We start from the raw sequence: 15,628 nt of genomic DNA, 5'->3' as shown, positions 1-15,628 counted from the left end.
TCCTCACCTACATTCCTTTGAGATTTCATCGAAGTCAAGCAGACAAATATTCTGCGATGAGCTGCTTCGTCTCTTCCGGGTGGCTCATATGCGGACAATGCCCAGTTGCATTCATCACCTTCAGCACGCTGTTTGTGATGTTCTCATGCATGTAGTAGCCAACCTCAATTGGTGCAATGGCATCTTCAGAGCACTGCAGCACCAGGGTCGGTACTGTAATTTTCTTCAGATCCGCTCTGTTGTCGGAGAAGAAGGTCGCTCTGGCAAAGGTGCGGGCCACCAACGGATCTGTCGAACAGAAGCTTTCCTCCAGCTCAGCAGCCAGCTCCGGGCTGTCAGGATTCTTCATAATGATCGGGGCAAAGGCATTTGCCCAGCCAATATAATTCAGTTCAATCATTTCAATCAAACCGTGCAAATCCTGCTGATTGAAGCCGCCCACATAGCTTTCATCATTCAAATAGCAAGGAGACGGCCCAACCATGACAAGCTGGCTGAAGCGTTCCGGCTGCTGGATGGAAGCAAGCATGCCAATCATGCTGCTGACTGAGTGCCCGACAAAAATCACGTCCTGCAGGTCCATGGCCTCCAGAATATCAATCACATCCTGGGCATAGCCGTCGAGCTTGGCATACTTTTCCGGATCATATGCGGCCAAATTGGTTTGGGTTGCACCGACATAATCAAATAAAATGACTCTGTACTTCTCTTCAAAGGCAGGAGCCACCAGCCGCCACATTTTCTGGTCACAGCCGAAGCCAGGGGCAAACAGGATCGGCTGTGTTCCTTTGCCGCTGATTCTTATATTATTACGTGTGAGAATATGCTCGTTCATAACTCGCACTCCTTATAGCTTGTAGTTAAGATAGTTAATTCATTGAATCATATTATAAATATAACATCATTGAAGCCGCATTCATACTGGTAGAGGCGACCAACAGTGCCTGGGAGCAAGGAATTCATTAAAATGAACAACAGACTGTAACATTTTTGTCACATATATAGGATAACTATTGTAGGGAGCAACGGAAAATTGGTGTAAGAAACCTTTCATCGGGGAAATAGCAGTTCAGAGGGAATAAAAAAATAAAGGCAGGCCGTATCAGGGCTTGCCTTTTGGCTATAAAAGCTCTTCATGGACAATGGCTGTGCCGGTTGCTTCAATACGGAGCTTCTCCTTGCGCAGTGTTTCTTCTATGTGCTGGAGTTCTTCTGTCTGCTTCATGTATACAGAGACATCCTCAATCTCAACCATATGCTTATGGATTTCAAGCTGCTCTTCCCGCAATGGAATGCGCATAACCTCTATTTTTCCCTCGGGCAAAGCTGTCTCAATGACAATTTCCTCTCTTGTGAGGGGGATGGTAATGGTCTTTTCTTCCGTAACCTGTTCTGTGTGCACCTTTACTTTTCCAAGCTCTTTGCGGGTTTTCTCAATCTGAAGCTGTTCTTCCCGCAGTAAAATAGTGTGCTTTTCATTCAAAGGAAACCGCCCCTTATTTAGAATACACCCCGCCTTAGCGGGGTGTATATGCTTGTCCGTTATCGGATCGATTCGTCCCCGTCAATATGGGCGCTGTTGCGGACGATGTGAGGGTCGCCCTCCGTTTCGATGTAGGCTTCCTCACGTTTCACTGTTTCTTCAATGCGCTGTGTTTCAGCGATCTCACGCTTATAAGCAGCGACTTCCTCAGTCACAACAGTATGCTTGCCGACAGATACTGTTTCTTGACTGACAGGGATATGAATCGTGTCATCTTCACTGATCGGCTCATCACTTGGCTCATGCATGGTGCGGCGCTCGATGACCACTTCTTCATGCATAACAGGGACATCCATGACCTTCGGCTCTTCTACAATTTCCTTGCTCAGAATGACTTCACCAGTGCGTACTCTTGTCTTGGACACATCAAGCTCTTCCTGGCGAAGCTGCAGCTTGCCGTCATCAGCAACATGGATATCTTCACGTTCTCCATCGCGTTCGAACAAATCGCTCATGTTATAGCCCCCCGTTGTTGGTGTCACCAAAGGTGCAATACTATCTTGGCTTTTTTGCATGTGTACTATCCAGATTTCACGTACAAAACTATAAGTAAAACTCTTCCTCTCATTCACTTCCTTGGGAAAGCGCATTATAATGGAGACCGATGTGTATAAATTGGACGAAGATGGTGATGTACATGCTCGAGTGGAGCGGAGAACGAATTATTCCAAAGCTCATGAAGCCGATGAATGGGATGCTTCTTGAGCATATTGCCCGTTATTATTTCGCAACCCCTTATATACAGGGGAGAGTATTGGATATTGCCTGCGGGGCTGGGTACGGCTGTCACTTTGTGGCGAAGGATAGAAAGCGTGAGGTGCATGAGGTGATAGGCGTGGATATCGATGCGGCAACAGTTGCCTATGCCAGCCGGGAATACCATCACCAGAAGGTTACCTATGTGCAGGGAGATGCGTTAGATCCGCAATTGCCGGAGAAGCTGGGGGCTTTTGATACAATTCTGAGCTTCGAGACGATTGAGCATGTGGCGGACGACCGGCTGTTTATGGACAATCTATATAATATGCTGAAGCCTGAAGGCAAGCTGATTTTGTCCAGCCCATTCGGCAGGGGAAGGGGGATGCCGACCAGTGAGCCATTCCACGTACATCAGCTCACCCCGCAGGAATTTGAAGAGCTGTTTGAACGGTTTACGGAGGTTGAAATCTATTATCAGCGGGGCCCGACCTTTGAAAAGCCGCGTGAGGGCGTGCGTTATTTCATTGGGGTGGCTGTCTGCACAAAATAAAAAATGAAAAAAGAAAAATTTCACTTTACCGCGTAGATGCTTTAATATATACAGCGTAGTATACAGAGGAAGGAACGATGCAGCATGCCAAAGCAGCAGATTGGGGTTGTCGGTGTTGGCGTTATGGGAAAAAGCCTGGCACTGAACTTTGAAAGTAAGGGCTATTCCGTGGCGCTTTACGACATTTCCGAAGAAAGAGTGAACGCCATTGTGGCGGAGAACTCAGGCAAGAACTTAATTGGTACACATAAGGTTGAAGATTTCATCAACTCATTGGAGCTGCCGCGCAAGATCCTGTTGATGGTGAATGCCGGCGACATTACTGATAAAGCAATTGATTCCCTGTTCCCATACCTGGAAAAGGGAGATATCCTCATTGACGGCGGCAATACATATTTTGAGGATACTGTGCGCCGCAATAAGCGTTTGGCCGAGAATGGAATCAATTTCATCGGTGCGGGCGTTTCCGGCGGCCAAGAAGGAGCGTTAAAGGGCCCTTCCATTATGCCGGGCGGCCAGAAGGAAGCATATGAAAAAGTGAAGGATATGCTGGAGAACATTGCAGCGAAAGTGAACGGCGAAGCCTGCTGCTCATATGTGGGTCCTGACGGTGCCGGCCATTATGTGAAAATGGTGCATAACGGCATTGAGTACGGTGACATGCAGCTGATTTGCGAAGCCTACTTCTTCCTGAAGCAGACCTTGAATCTGTCTGCCGAGGAATTCCATGAGATTTTTGCGTCCTGGAATGAAGGTGAGCTCGACAGCTATTTGATTGAAATTACAGCGGATATCTTTACGAAAAGAGACGAGGAAACAGGAAAGCCTCTCGTTGACGTGATTTTGGACCAGGCAGGCCAGAAGGGAACTGGCAAATGGACAAGCCAGAACGCCCTCGACCTCGGTGTGGCGCTTCCGGTCATTACAGAGTCCGTATTTGCCCGCTGCTTGTCCTCACTGAAGGAAGAGCGTGTATATGCAAGCCAGGTGCTGGGCGGACCGGCAAACAAGCCGGCGCTTACTCTGGACAGAGAAGCATTGATTGAAGCGGTGCGCCAAGCGCTGTACATGAGCAAAATCTGCTCCTATGCGCAGGGCTTTGCCCAGCTGAAGGCAGCCTCCAAGGAGTATGACTGGAATCTGGACTTCGGCAGCATTGCGATGCTGTGGCGCGGGGGCTGCATCATCCGCGCAGGCTTCCTGCACAATATCAAAGAGGCATACGACCGCAATCCGGAGCTGCCAAACCTGATGCTGGACCCATATTTCAAGGAAATTGTGGAATCCTACCAGGGCGGCCTGCGCCAGGTCATTGCAAATGCCGTACTGCAGGGCATTCCGGTGCCGGCATTCTCCGCGGCTGTCTCGTATTATGACAGCTACCGCACAGAAACGCTGCCGGCAAACCTGCTGCAGGCGCAGCGTGACTATTTCGGAGCGCATACGTACCAGCGCATTGATAAAGAAGGCACGTTCCATACAGAGTGGAAATAAGCAAGAGCCAGGCGGATGCCTGGCTCTTTGTTGTTTTTGGGAAAGCTATGTCCTTACTGCAGCCCGTTTCCCCGTGTCCTGCTTAATGGCGCCGTCTTCCACATAGATGATTCTTTCTGCCTGGGCCGCAATGCCTTCATCATGGGTGATGATGACGATTGTTTTTCCTTCCTGATTCAGCTCCTGCATGAAGGAGAGGACTTCCTTCCCTGTCTTCTGGTCGAGCGCGCCGGTCGGCTCATCGGCCAGAATGAGAGGGCATTCACCAACCAGCGCGCGTGCGATGGCCACCCGCTGCTGCTGGCCGCCTGAGAGCTGATTGGGGCGGTGGTGAGTCCTGTCACCGAGACCGACCCGCTTCAAGGTTTCTGTTGCTTTCTGCTTGGCAGCCTTATAGCTTGCGCCCCGAAGAAGGATGGGGAGGGCCACATTATACAGTGCTGTATATTTGGAAATGAGATTGAATTTCTGAAAAACAAAGCCGATTTTCTCATTTCTGATTTTGGCATAGCCATTTTCTGAATGATCATGGATGTTGACACCATCAAGCAGATAATCACCGCTGTCAATGGTGTCAATGAGCCCGATTAAATTCATCAATGTTGTTTTCCCCGAGCCGGAGGGGCCGAGAATGGCAACAAACTCGCCTTGTTCGATGGTTAAGGAGACATCTTTTAATACATCCACCTTGTTCTCAGCCTTGCCAAAAGACTTGCAAATATTTGTCATCTTAATTACCGGGTTTACCACCTGTGCCACCTTGGCCGCCACCACCTGTTCCCTGCTTTCTCAGGGTTATTTTCTTAATTGTTTTTCCGTCCTTTTCATAATAGATGGACAGTGTATTGCCGGATGTCAGCTCATTCAGACTGACCTCACTCTCTTGCATGCCGCTGTCTCCGCGTGTCATGGAAACAATCGGAGTGCCCACCGGAATCACAATTGTTTTTTGTTCGCCTGTATAATTTTTCTGGCGCATACCGCCTCCGCCATTGGCTCCATTGGCACCGCCTGCACCTTGAGCCTGCTTGTCATCCTTGGTGCCGTTATTGGCGCCCCGGGCAGACATATCCGGAATGGCTAAAAGCTTTAAGGTTACTTCATTTCCTGTGATTTCTGCAATTTCACCATATACATCCGGCTTTTCAAAGGCTGGAGCAGTCCCGTTTGCCTGCTTAGTGGTGCTTTGGCTTGTGGTTTGTCCTCCTGAGCTGGAGGTTGCCGCATTCGAGCTGGAGCACCCTGCTATAGTAAAGGTCAGTAATAAAGGTACAACTACCTGCAGTACATGTTTTGTTTTCAATGTTTCCACTCCTATTAATCATGATTTAAAGCTTCAATCGGCTTCAGCTTGGATGCTTTTGCAGCCGGATAATAGCCGAAGAAAATTCCCGTAATAACGGAAAAGCCCAGTCCCAAAAGAATTCCTTTCAGCGAAGCCAGATAGCTGATTTCGGTGAAGGAAAGCAGCCATGGTGCAAACACACTTAGCAGTACACCAAGCAAGCCGCCGCAAAGGCTGATGAAGATTGCCTCGAACAGGAATTCCAGCAGAATCACCTTCCGTGCAGCTCCAATGCTTTTCAGAATGCCGATTTCCCGTGTCCGTTCCTTCACGGATACCATGAGCACGTTCATAATCCCGATGCCGCTTACGACCATGACAATGGCAGCCACCGCAATCAGCAGGGCGGACATGGTGCTGGAGGTTTGCTGGGCGGAAGCAAGTGTGCTTCCCGCATCGACAACAGAATAAGAGTCAGAGGAACCCGTCACTTCTCCGATATACTTTGTAATTTCCTCAATGGCGGGCTTCACGCTGTTGATGTCATTGGCCTGGGCGATGATGGTTACCATACCGCCGCCGCGGCCGCCTTTTGTCCCGCCCATCCCGGTGGTGTACTTCAGAGCCACATCATAAGGAATGAATGCCATGTCATCTGCAGAGGTGCTTCCCATATTGCCGGGGCCGCTGCTGATGCCGCCGGAGCCGCCAATTCGGCTCAGAACGCCTGTCACCGTGTAAGGCGACCCTTTCACCATAATCTTCGAGCCTACTGCCGTATCAACGTTTCCATCAAACAACAGGCTCGCCAAATTATAGCCGAGCACAACTACTTTATTTCGCATGGTGCCATCTTCATCTGTGAATAAGTCTCCGCTCATGGGAGTCAAATGTGTGATGGCCGCATATGCCTCATTGATTCCCTGTATGCTTACGGTGGAGGTTGTCAGCCCGTTGGCAACCTCAGAGGAGGTTCCGGTGCTGATGCCGACACTTTTTACATTGTTCAGCAGCTCAGACATTTTCATCGCATCCTGCTTCGTCAGCGTTTTGGAGGAGGAAGTGCCCTCTTTTCCCGGCCCGCGCACCTTAGTGATTGTAATGCTTTCCACAGAAAGGCGTTTATACTGATCCTCCACCGCTTGTTCACTGGCCTTCCCGATGCCGACAACCATAATGATGGTGAAGGTTCCGATAATGATGCCAAGCGATGTCAGGATGACTCTGAATTTATTGGTGGCTACGCTGAGCATGACAGAGCGCAGCAGTTCAACTAGCTTCATTTCTGAACACCGCCTATAACGACGGTCTCTCCTTGCTTCAGGCCGTCCACAACTTCTGTTTGCGAGCCGTTTGTCAGCCCTCCGGTTATAGCGCGCTTCTCTGTTTTGCCATCAGATGTTTTCACCGTGACATATTGCTTGCCACTTGAAACAGAGATTGCTTTGTTTGGCACCAGCAGGACATCCTTCTTCTCTTTCTTCAGGAAGGTGATGAAGGAAGTCATGCCATCCTTAATGACTTCATTCGGCTCTGTCAGCTTGCCGGTTACCTTGTAGGTGACGACACCGGAGCTGTCTGTTGTCGGGATATCGCTGACGGAAACCACTTCACCCGGGACATTTTCCAGGGAGACAGAGTCGATGGCGACGCGCAGCTGCTGGCCGGTCTTGATGCCGGAAATATCTGATTCTGTCGCGCTGGCTTCCACGTAAATCACAGATGGGTCTACAATTGTCATGAAGGCGCTGCTTGAGGAAGCGGAGTTATTATTGGTGCCGGACTGGTTTCCCGTCACGACCTCGCCGACCTTGTAGTTGATATTCATGATTTTTCCGTCAAGCGGGGCTTTCAAATAGATCTTATTCAGTTTGTTTTTGGCTTCCTGAAGATTGTTTTTGGCCTCTTCTACACTCAATTTTGCATTTTGGATGGTTGAGTTGCTGTTTTGCAGTGTTTGATACTTCTTCAGTTCCAGTTCATATGCCGCTTGCAAGGAAGTGTCATCCGGCTTGGCATCCCATTTCGCTTTTGCATCGGCCACCTTGTTTTTAGAGTCCATTAAGTTGATATCCCGCTGGTTTACCGCATCTGTATAGTTCGCCTGGGCCTTGCTTAATGCATTCTCTGCCTGTGTCACCGCAAGCTGCAGGTCTGTGCCGTCAAGCTCGGCCAGGACGTCTCCGGCCTTTACTGCCTGCCCAAGCTGAACGTTCACCTTCTTCACTGTACCCGACACTTCAAAGTTCAAGTTTGTAATGGAACGGCTGATTTTGCCGTCTGCAGACAAGCCGATTTCCAGATTCCCTTTCACTGCCTTTTGCTCTGTCGTTTTTACAGCGGTTGCAGTTGTCTGCTTGGAAGAGCATCCAGCCAAAGCGGACATACCTATAGAACAGGAAAGAATGATTGCTGCTGTGCGTTTTTTCAAAATGGACCAATCCCCTCTTTATAATGAGCTGTACTCTGGCCGGACCTATTTTCCATATTTCCAATATTCAAAAATAGAAGATGCCTGAGATTTCTAAATCCTACCATGCCAAGCTTAATGAAAGCTTAAGGGAAAATAGACAAGCACCAGACCAGCTGTATTTGACGGGAGGTTCCACATAAGGGGGGATGAGGCTTTGGAAAGTCGTGTGGGATTTGCAGGGCAGGAAACACAAAAAAAGAAGGAACCAAATCGGTCCCTTCTCTTGTCATATTAGATGGAGAACTCGCTGTCATCAGCAATCGGCCACCAGTGGAAGCCGTCCTCTGCCAGCAGATCGTCTGCTGCTTGAGGTCCCATGGAGCCCGCCGCATAGTTCGGGAAGTCCACGTTTGTGTTGTTTGTCCATGCCTTGGAGATCACATCGACAAACTGCCAGGAAAGGGCTACTTCATCCCAGTGGGTGAAGTTTGTGCCGTCGCCTTGGATGGCATCATACAAGAGCTTCTCGTAAGCCTCCGGTGTGTTGAGGGAATCGACACAGTTGTTGCAGTAGTCCAGCTTAACTGGAGTGGCTGTGCCGGATGTGCCCATCTTCTTGCCGTTCAGGACAAGCGAAATGCCCTCGTCAGGCTGGATATGGATAATCAGCAGGTTCGGCTGCTTCTTCTCATCTGCTTTGTCGTACAGATTCATCGGCAGGTCCTTGAACTGAATGACAATCTTTGTGGACTTCTCAGCCATGCGCTTGCCTGTGCGCACGTAGAACGGCACACCCGCCCAGCGGAAGTTGTCAATCATCAGCTTGCCGGCTACATAAGTTTCTGTACGGGAGTCTTCCGGCACGTTTCCTTCGCTGCGATAGCCAGGCACTTCCTTTTCGCCCATTGTACCAGGGCCATACTGGCCGCGGACGAAATACTTTGCGACTTCTTCTTCTGTCATCGGACGAAGGGAACGAAGTGCTTTAATTTTCTCGCTGCGGACCTCATCTGTGGACAGACGGATTGGCGGCTCCATTGCCAGAAGGGCAACCATCTGCAGCATATGGTTCTGCAGCATGTCGCGCAGCGCGCCGGATTTGTCATAATAGCCGCCGCGGTCTTCTACGCCGAGAGATTCGCTGGATGTCACCTGGATGTTGGAGATGTAGCGATTGCTCCAAAGCGATTCGAAAATGGCATTGCCAAAGCGGATTACTTCGATATTCTGCACCATTTCCTTGCCGAGATAATGGTCGATGCGGTAGATTTCGTCTTCTGCAAAGGCTTGGCGCAGCTCTTCATTCAGCTTCTGGGCAGAAGGCAGGTCACGGCCAAATGGCTTTTCAATGATCAGGCGGTTCCAGCCTTTTTCATTTTTTACGCCTTCAGATTTCAAATAAGAAGCGATTGTGCCGAAGAATTCCGGTGCCATAGCCATATAGAACATACGGTTGCCAGGGATGTCAAACTGCTGTTCCATTTCACCCAGCAGGGTGTTCAGATCCTGGTAGGAGGCAGTGTTTGTTACATCAAATGCCAGGTAGCGGAAGTGAGAGAGGAAGTCTTCCAGATCTCCCTCCACCTGCATCTTGGAATCGCGCAGGGAGGCAGCCACGTTTTCGCGGAAGGATTCATCTGTCCAGCCGCGGCGCGCCACACCCACCACTGCGAAGCGGCTGTCCAGCTGCCCTTTGCGGTACAGGTTATATATGGAAGGAAAAAGCTTCCGTTTTGCCAAGTCGCCTGTTGCACCGAAGATGACGATGCTGCAGTTTGTATTTGCTTCAATATTCATTGGAAAACCTCACCTTTGTCAATTTATACTAAATAGTATCCCACGAAACATACAGGAAACTCACCTTTCCATGAAATGTCAGAGGAGCTATTCAGCTGTTGTGCCCTAACAAAAAAAGACTACCTCTGCTTCGTAGTCGCGGCATCCAAAAAGCCTGTCCAAGGGAGCATACTCTTCAAAATCAAGATTATAAGCGTTTTTACATACTTTATCAATTTTAATACTTTAATCTGTATAAGGGTTTGCCCAAAGGGCTGTTGTTACCGTTTGCACCAGTTTCAATTTCATGGCGATAATGCTAATCTTAAGGGTAAGAAAGGAAGTCAGTCAAGAAAATAACAAGCAGGGGAGAGATGTATATGGCGATGCTGCAAAAGAATCAGCTGAATGAGCTGGCAGAGCAGATGGACGAGGAAATCATTGCTTGGAGAAGATATTTGCATCAGCATCCGGAGGTGTCCTTCCATGAGGAGAAGACATCACAGTTTGTATACGACACCTTGGCTTCCTTCGGCGGCTTGGAGTTGTCCCGGCCGACGAAGACAAGTGTCATGGCCCGGCTGATCGGCCCGGCCCCAGGAAAGGTATTGGCCATCCGGGCGGATATGGACGCCCTGCCGATCGAAGAGGAGAATACCTTCGAGTTTGCTTCGCAAAACCCGGGGGCCATGCACGCTTGCGGCCATGATGGCCACACGGCGATGCTCCTGGGCACTGCGAAGGTGCTCGCAGGCCTGAAGGAGCACATCCGGGGCGAAGTGCGCTTTCTATTCCAGCACGCGGAAGAGCTGTTTCCAGGCGGAGCGGAGGAGATGGTGCAGGCCGGCGTGATGGAGGGTGTCGACCTTGTCATTGGCACACATCTATGGTCCCCGCTGGAGGCCGGCAAGGTCGGTGTCGTCTATGGACCGATGATGGCTTCTCCGGACACCTTCTGGATTGATGTAATCGGCAAGGGCGGGCATGGAGGCATCCCGCATCAAACGGTGGATTCCATCGCCATCGGCGCGCAGGTTGTAACGAATCTGCAGCACATTGTATCGCGGAATATGGACCCGCTCGAGAATGTGGTTGTATCCATCGGCCAGTTTACCGGCGGCACGACACACAATGTCATTCCCGGCTCCGTCAGCATGTGGGGAACCGTCCGCAGCTTTGACCTGCAGGTGCGCCAGGATGTGCCGAAGCTCATCGAACGGATTGTAAAGGGGATTACCGAGGCACATGGCGCTTCCTACACCTTCAGATACGAGTTTGGCTACCGTCCGGTGATCAATGAGCAGGAGGTAACGAGGGTAGTGGAAGAGACGGTGCGAGAGGTCTTTGGAGCAGAGGCGCTTGAGCTGATGAAGCCAAGCATGGTTGGCGAAGATTTCTCCGCCTTCCAGCAGAAAGCCCCGGGATGCTTCTTCTACGTCGGCGCCGGCAACCAGGAGAAGGGCATTACATACCCGCACCATCATCCGCGCTTCACGATTGATGAGGATGCCCTGGTCATCGGCGTGAAAACCTTCCTGCATGCAGCCTTTAAGTTTCTTGCGTAATGAGAATCAATAAGTATATCAGCGAAACCGGCTTTTGCTCCAGGCGGGAAACAGACCGGCTGATTGACGCTGGCCGCATCACTATCAACGGCACGGTATGCCAGCCGGGCGATGAGGTGGAGCCGGGGGACACAGTGCTGGTGGACGGAAAGCCGATTCCGCCGCGCGAGCCGTCTGTGTACCTTCTGCTGAACAAGCCGCCCGGCATTACCTGTACCGCAGCGGAGCAGGTGGAAGACAATATTATCTCCTTCGTCAACTATCCCATCCGGATTTTTCCGGTGGGCCGGCTGGATAAGGCATCAGAGGGACTGATCCTGATGACGAATGACGGCAGCATTGTCAACAAAATCTCACGGTCCGAGCATGGGCATGAAAAGGAATATATCGTAAGAGTGGACCGGCCATTTGATGATGCCTTTTTGCAGCACATGGCTGAAGGTGTGGAGATTCTGGGGACAAAGACAAAGCCCTGTCAGGTGTCCCGGGTCAGTGAGGACACCTTCCGCATCATCCTGACGCAGGGGCTGAACCGGCAAATCCGCCGGATGAGCAAGGCGCTCGGCTATCAGGTGGAGAAGCTGGAGCGGATCCGCATCATGAACCTGGAAGCGAAGGGCCTGCCGCAGGGGCAGTGGCGGTATGTAACAGAAGAAGAGCTCCGGCAGCTGCTTGCGCTGCTGGAGGAATAAGAAAGGAGCAGGCTCAGCCTGCTCCTGTTCTTATAGACGGCGGAAGCCCTCTTCATCCAGATACTCTGCCGCTTCACCGTAGGAGTTGAAGGTGCCGTCCAGATTCAGGCCGGCATAGACATTCCACATATCCTCGTCTTCATTCACGAGAATGAGAATATGGCCGTCCTCATTCACCCATTTTTCTTCAGGCTGGTCTCCAACAATGGCGGACTCCTCCGTTGACTTAGGGGCCAGGGCCGCAATGGCCTGCTCCAGCAGGGTGCGCAGCTCATCTGCTGAGAAATCCCGGATGTTCACCATGCCTTTGTCATCCTTCTCATAGCCCTGCAGCCCGCCGGCATAGACGAAGCCATTGCCGTTTGGATGTAAATGATAGACAACATTTTTCTTGTCCGAAGCACTTTCCTCATAGTGAAAATTCACTCGTCCAAGGGAAACATCCTTCCGCTCCAGCTGTGGGAATTCTTTGATGATAGATAGCTTTTCTTCAAATGTAAGCATAGATCCTCCAGTAATGATGATAGTTGGTTCATTATAGCACATAAAATAGCTTTTCCAAAAAAGAGCAATGGGAATTGTTTTTCTGCGGGAAGCGTGAGGGAATGTGGTAAAATAGAGGTCAGATGAACAAGCACCAGAGTCCTGAATAGCAAGGGAGAGGGATACATGAGCTACAAGGCAGTCTTCTTAGATATCGATGGCACAATGCTGCCGCACCGGAAAAGCATTACAAATACAACGAAGCAGGCGGTCCAAAAGCTGAAGGACAATGGGATTCATGTTGTGGTCGCGACAGGACGGGCTCCATACTTTGCGATGCCGATTATTCAAGACCTTCATATCCCATCCGCGATTTTTTTTAATGGCTCTTATGTGGAGCATCGCGGAGAGGTTCTTCATCAGCAGCCGATTGAAAAGTCCATCTTGGAGAAGCTGCACGTGCACACAAGCAGCCATCAGCATCCGCTCACCTATTTGGCGGGGACGGAGTGCCGGGTGACGGAGCAGAACCATCCCTTCGTGAAGGAAGCCTTCCAGCACGATCCATGGCAGCCGGATTTGGCGCCGGCCACCTTCTGGCAGGAGCAGGATATTTACCAGATGTTCCTTCATTGTGACATGGAAGAGGAGCGCCTGTATGAAGAGCGTATTCCCGAACTGCACTTCCGCAGATGGAGCGATGAGGGGATGCGCACCTGTGATGTGAATGCGGCAAACCTGACAAAGGCAGCCGGCATCCTGAAGATTCTGGAGCAGCTGCAGGTTGCGCCGGAGGAGGCTGCGGCGTTTGGAGACGGCCTGAATGATATTGAAATGCTTTCGCTTGTCGGCATGGGCGTGGCCATGGGCAACGCGAGACAAGAGGTCAAGCAGCATGCAGATTTGGTCACACTCACCGCTGAAGAAGACGGCGTTGTGCACGGCTTGAAGAAGCTTGGTTTAATTTGAGGAAAGAGCTTTCCGGTCATTATCGGAAAGCTCTTTTGGTTATTTTAATTTCTCACCAAACAGAGAGCCCATTAACGCAACTGCTGTATCGGCTGTCTTATTTCGCTCATCCAGGATTGGATTGACCTCCACAAATTCAGCGGAAGTAATGATGCCGGATTCAGCCAGCATTTCCATGGCAAGATGGCTTTCCCGGTAGGAAAGGCCGCCGATGACCGGTGTTCCGACGCCGGGGGCATCATGCGGGTCCAAGGCATCCAAGTCCAAGGAGAGGTGCACCCCGTCTGTATGGGCCAGGTGGGCAATTGTCTCTTCCATGACCGCTGTCATCCCCATACGGTCAATCTCATGCATCGTGAACACCTTGATGCCCTCGCGGCGGACAAACTCCTTCTCGCCGTCATCAAGGGCCCTTGTGCCAATCAGCACGACATTTTCTTTCTTGATCTTCGCGCCGTCCTGATACAGGTTTGTCAAAAGCGGATGCCCGACCCCGAGGCTCACTGCCAACGGCATGCCGTGAATGTTTCCGGATGGAGACGTCTCCTCGGTGTTGAGATCACCGTGGGCATCATACCAAATCACCCCTAAGTTCTGATGGTGCTTGGACAGCCCGGCCAGTGTGCCGATTGCAATGCTGTGGTCCCCGCCCAAAACGATTGGAAAGCGCTTACGAGAAACGATGTCATCAACCTTGCCGGCCAACTGCTCACATACACTGACAACACGGGGCAGGTTTCTAAGCTTTGGGCCGCTGTCATCCGTCTGCGTTTGTGAACGTTCTACATACAGATCGCCCAGATCCTCCACGTCAAACTGAAGCTCCTGTAAACGCTCAACCATTCCGGCATAGCGGATGGCACTTGGTCCCATATCTACTCCACGGCGCATTTGCCCCATATCCATTGGTACGCCAACAATTGAAAGCTGTTTGTTCATCATAACCCCTCCACACCCTTTCTTCCCTGCTATTGTAGCCCCCTTTCCTCAAGTGGTTCAACCGGACAATTTTTCTGTATATTTATTACATTCCCATTTTTCTGTTATGTTTCACGTGAAACATTCTAGAAATGATAGGGACAGAGAAATGCGTGTATAATAAGGATATATAGTGAGAATGGAGTGGTATGGATGAGTGAAGCAGAACAGCGGGTTGAATTGGCAACCTTTGCCGGCGGATGCTTTTGGTGCATGGTTTCCCCATTTGAAGAAATGGACGGCATTATTGGGATTGTGTCCGGCTATACAGGGGGACATACTGTAAATCCGACATACAAGGAGGTTTGCTCAGAAACAACAGGGCACTATGAGGCTGTGCAAATCACCTTCGATCCAAGCCGTATGTCATATGAACGGCTGTTGGAAATGTATTGGCAGCAGATTGACCCGACTGATCCGGGAGGCCAATTTTACGATCGCGGGCAGTCTTACCAAACTGTAATTTTCTACCACAGTGAAGAGCAGCGGCAGAAGGCTGAGGCCTCCAAGCAAAAATTAGCGGAAAGCGGCGTTTTCAAAAAGCCGATTGCAACGGCCATTCTGCCGGCTTCCGCCTTTTATCCGGCTGAGGAATATCATCAGGATTACCACAAGAAAAATCCGTTCCGCTATAAGATGTACCGGCAGGGCTCCGGCCGTGATGCCTTTATTAAGCAGCATTGGCCCAGGGGATAAAGAGGCACTGCGGCAGAGGCTGACAGCGCTGCAGTATGCGGTGACGCAAGAACAGGCAACAGAGCCGCCCTTCCAAAATGAATATTGGGGCTTGGAGGAAGAAGGCTTATACGTAGATGTGATATCGGGTGAGCCGTTGTTCTCCTCCCGGCATAAACTCCGGACAGCCGACGGATGGCCCGGCTTTTCCAGGCCGGTAATGGATGCCAGTGTGAAGCGGCCGGATGGTGTTGAGTTGTTTGCGCGTGAAAGCGGAGGCTATCTTGGGATGCTGAAGCAGCAGGGCAATCAAGCGTATTACAGCATCAATTCAGCAGCCCTCCGCTTCATCCCCCTGAAACAGTTGGCTGCTGAAGGCTATGAAGATATGATTATCCTTTTCAGGATAAAATAGGATGAGAATCCTCTCGGTATTTGGGGGATTCTCTATTTCGTTTTGGGGACAAAAACGAGTATACTAGGATGATGAGAAATAATTTAAATAA

The 15,628-nt window shown here is 50.6% G+C and carries 17 protein-coding genes; 7 read left to right on the top strand and 10 right to left on the bottom strand.

Going from position 1 to position 15,628, the window contains the following annotated elements; all coding sequences use genetic code 11:
- Window positions 1-34 precede the first annotated feature (34 nt).
- From NK662_RS06055 to NK662_RS06045, 3 genes are all read right to left on the bottom strand, one after another.
- Window positions 35-835 (bottom strand): alpha/beta fold hydrolase, encoded by an 801-nt coding sequence (locus NK662_RS06055; RefSeq protein WP_254758000.1) that lies wholly within the window; start codon window positions 833-835, stop codon window positions 35-37.
- A gap of 285 nt (window positions 836-1,120) precedes the next feature.
- Window positions 1,121-1,483, bottom strand: coding sequence for a YsnF/AvaK domain-containing protein (locus NK662_RS06050; RefSeq protein ID WP_254757999.1), 363 nt, complete (start codon window positions 1,481-1,483; stop codon window positions 1,121-1,123).
- Window positions 1,484-1,542: 59 nt separating this feature from the next.
- Window positions 1,543-1,998, bottom strand: a complete 456-nt coding sequence (locus tag NK662_RS06045) for a YsnF/AvaK domain-containing protein (protein WP_254757998.1) — start codon at window positions 1,996-1,998, stop codon at window positions 1,543-1,545.
- 182 nt (window positions 1,999-2,180) lie between these two features.
- Between NK662_RS06045 and NK662_RS06040 the strand changes: the two genes are divergently transcribed.
- Complete coding sequence (locus NK662_RS06040) at window positions 2,181-2,792, top strand: class I SAM-dependent methyltransferase (protein ID WP_254757997.1); 612 nt, start codon at window positions 2,181-2,183, stop codon at window positions 2,790-2,792.
- Window positions 2,793-2,876: 84 nt separating this feature from the next.
- On the top strand, window positions 2,877-4,286 hold the full coding sequence (gene gnd, locus NK662_RS06035; protein WP_254757996.1) for an NADP-dependent phosphogluconate dehydrogenase: 1,410 nt from the start codon (window positions 2,877-2,879) through the stop codon (window positions 4,284-4,286).
- Window positions 4,287-4,331: 45 nt separating this feature from the next.
- Here gnd and NK662_RS06030 read toward each other — a convergent pair whose 3' ends face one another.
- The 5 genes from NK662_RS06030 to zwf all read right to left on the bottom strand — a co-directional run bounded on the left by NK662_RS06030 (window position 4,332) and on the right by zwf (window position 9,781).
- Window positions 4,332-5,057, bottom strand: a complete 726-nt coding sequence (locus NK662_RS06030; RefSeq protein ID WP_368736052.1) for an ABC transporter ATP-binding protein — start codon at window positions 5,055-5,057, stop codon at window positions 4,332-4,334.
- Window positions 5,017-5,589, bottom strand: a complete 573-nt coding sequence (locus tag NK662_RS06025; RefSeq protein ID WP_254757995.1) for a hypothetical protein — start codon at window positions 5,587-5,589, stop codon at window positions 5,017-5,019. The genes NK662_RS06030 and NK662_RS06025 overlap by 41 nt, the downstream gene beginning before the upstream one ends.
- Window positions 5,590-5,603: 14 nt before the next feature.
- Window positions 5,604-6,854 (bottom strand): ABC transporter permease, encoded by a 1,251-nt coding sequence (locus tag NK662_RS06020; protein WP_254757994.1) that lies wholly within the window; start codon window positions 6,852-6,854, stop codon window positions 5,604-5,606.
- Window positions 6,851-8,002, bottom strand: a complete 1,152-nt coding sequence (locus tag NK662_RS06015) for an efflux RND transporter periplasmic adaptor subunit (RefSeq protein WP_254757993.1) — start codon at window positions 8,000-8,002, stop codon at window positions 6,851-6,853. The genes NK662_RS06020 and NK662_RS06015 overlap by 4 nt, the downstream gene beginning before the upstream one ends.
- Window positions 8,003-8,275: 273 nt before the next feature.
- A complete protein-coding gene (gene zwf / locus NK662_RS06010; protein WP_254757992.1) occupies window positions 8,276-9,781 on the bottom strand; it encodes a glucose-6-phosphate dehydrogenase in 1,506 nt (501 codons plus the stop codon).
- A gap of 359 nt (window positions 9,782-10,140) precedes the next feature.
- On the opposite strand from zwf, the gene NK662_RS06005 reads away from it, so the two are divergent.
- On the top strand, window positions 10,141-11,325 hold the full coding sequence (locus tag NK662_RS06005; protein WP_279663725.1) for a M20 family metallopeptidase: 1,185 nt from the start codon (window positions 10,141-10,143) through the stop codon (window positions 11,323-11,325).
- Window positions 11,325-12,017 carry a pseudouridine synthase gene (locus NK662_RS06000; protein ID WP_254757991.1) on the top strand — a complete coding sequence of 231 codons (693 nt, stop codon included), beginning with the start codon at window positions 11,325-11,327 and terminating at the stop codon, window positions 12,015-12,017. Before NK662_RS06005 ends, NK662_RS06000 begins: the two co-directional genes overlap by 1 nt.
- Window positions 12,018-12,047: 30 nt before the next feature.
- Here NK662_RS06000 and NK662_RS05995 read toward each other — a convergent pair whose 3' ends face one another.
- Window positions 12,048-12,521: a hypothetical protein gene (locus NK662_RS05995; RefSeq protein WP_254757990.1), complete on the bottom strand. Its 474-nt coding sequence runs from the start codon at window positions 12,519-12,521 to the stop codon at window positions 12,048-12,050.
- A 165-nt stretch (window positions 12,522-12,686) separates the two neighbouring features.
- On the opposite strand from NK662_RS05995, the gene NK662_RS05990 reads away from it, so the two are divergent.
- Complete coding sequence (locus NK662_RS05990; RefSeq protein WP_254757989.1) at window positions 12,687-13,469, top strand: Cof-type HAD-IIB family hydrolase; 783 nt, start codon at window positions 12,687-12,689, stop codon at window positions 13,467-13,469.
- Window positions 13,470-13,508: 39 nt separating this feature from the next.
- Here NK662_RS05990 and rocF read toward each other — a convergent pair whose 3' ends face one another.
- Window positions 13,509-14,408 carry an arginase gene (gene rocF, locus NK662_RS05985; RefSeq protein ID WP_254757988.1) on the bottom strand — a complete coding sequence of 300 codons (900 nt, stop codon included), beginning with the start codon at window positions 14,406-14,408 and terminating at the stop codon, window positions 13,509-13,511.
- Between the two features lie 192 nt (window positions 14,409-14,600).
- Between rocF and msrA the strand changes: the two genes are divergently transcribed.
- The gene (gene msrA, locus NK662_RS24320; RefSeq protein ID WP_438503590.1) at window positions 14,601-15,143 is read left to right on the top strand and encodes a peptide-methionine (S)-S-oxide reductase MsrA; all 543 of its coding nucleotides are present in this window, start codon (window positions 14,601-14,603) and stop codon (window positions 15,141-15,143) included.
- Window positions 15,109-15,537 carry a peptide-methionine (R)-S-oxide reductase gene (locus NK662_RS24315; protein ID WP_438503594.1) on the top strand — a complete coding sequence of 143 codons (429 nt, stop codon included), beginning with the start codon at window positions 15,109-15,111 and terminating at the stop codon, window positions 15,535-15,537. Before msrA ends, NK662_RS24315 begins: the two co-directional genes overlap by 35 nt.
- Window positions 15,538-15,628: the final 91 nt, after the last annotated feature.

Origin of the sequence: Ectobacillus ponti, assembly GCF_024294785.1 — a bacterium.
GTDB lineage: Bacteria > Bacillota > Bacilli > Bacillales > Bacillaceae_G > Ectobacillus > Ectobacillus ponti.
The sequence above is the reverse complement of the archived record's forward strand: the minus strand, read 5'-3'. Positions and strand labels throughout refer to the sequence as shown.

Bases quoted from the DNA above. Each gene is read 5' to 3' on its own strand.
- rocF (WP_254757988.1), bottom strand. From the start codon at position 14,408: ATGAACAAACAGCTTTCAATTGTTGGCGTACCAATGGATATGGGGCAA.
- NK662_RS24315 (WP_438503594.1), top strand. From the start codon at position 15,109: ATGCCTTTATTAAGCAGCATTGGCCCAGGGGATAAAGAGGCACTGCGG.
- NK662_RS06055 (WP_254758000.1), bottom strand. From the start codon at position 835: ATGAACGAGCATATTCTCACACGTAATAATATAAGAATCAGCGGCAAA.
- NK662_RS06040 (WP_254757997.1), top strand. From the start codon at position 2,181: ATGCTCGAGTGGAGCGGAGAACGAATTATTCCAAAGCTCATGAAGCCG.
- zwf (WP_254757992.1), bottom strand. From the start codon at position 9,781: ATGAATATTGAAGCAAATACAAACTGCAGCATCGTCATCTTCGGTGCA.
- NK662_RS06000 (WP_254757991.1), top strand. From the start codon at position 11,325: ATGAGAATCAATAAGTATATCAGCGAAACCGGCTTTTGCTCCAGGCGG.
- NK662_RS06045 (WP_254757998.1), bottom strand. From the start codon at position 1,998: ATGAGCGATTTGTTCGAACGCGATGGAGAACGTGAAGATATCCATGTT.
- NK662_RS06005 (WP_279663725.1), top strand. From the start codon at position 10,141: ATGGCGATGCTGCAAAAGAATCAGCTGAATGAGCTGGCAGAGCAGATG.
- NK662_RS06020 (WP_254757994.1), bottom strand. From the start codon at position 6,854: ATGAAGCTAGTTGAACTGCTGCGCTCTGTCATGCTCAGCGTAGCCACC.
- msrA (WP_438503590.1), top strand. From the start codon at position 14,601: ATGAGTGAAGCAGAACAGCGGGTTGAATTGGCAACCTTTGCCGGCGGA.
- gnd (WP_254757996.1), top strand. From the start codon at position 2,877: ATGCCAAAGCAGCAGATTGGGGTTGTCGGTGTTGGCGTTATGGGAAAA.
- NK662_RS05995 (WP_254757990.1), bottom strand. From the start codon at position 12,521: ATGCTTACATTTGAAGAAAAGCTATCTATCATCAAAGAATTCCCACAG.
- NK662_RS05990 (WP_254757989.1), top strand. From the start codon at position 12,687: ATGAGCTACAAGGCAGTCTTCTTAGATATCGATGGCACAATGCTGCCG.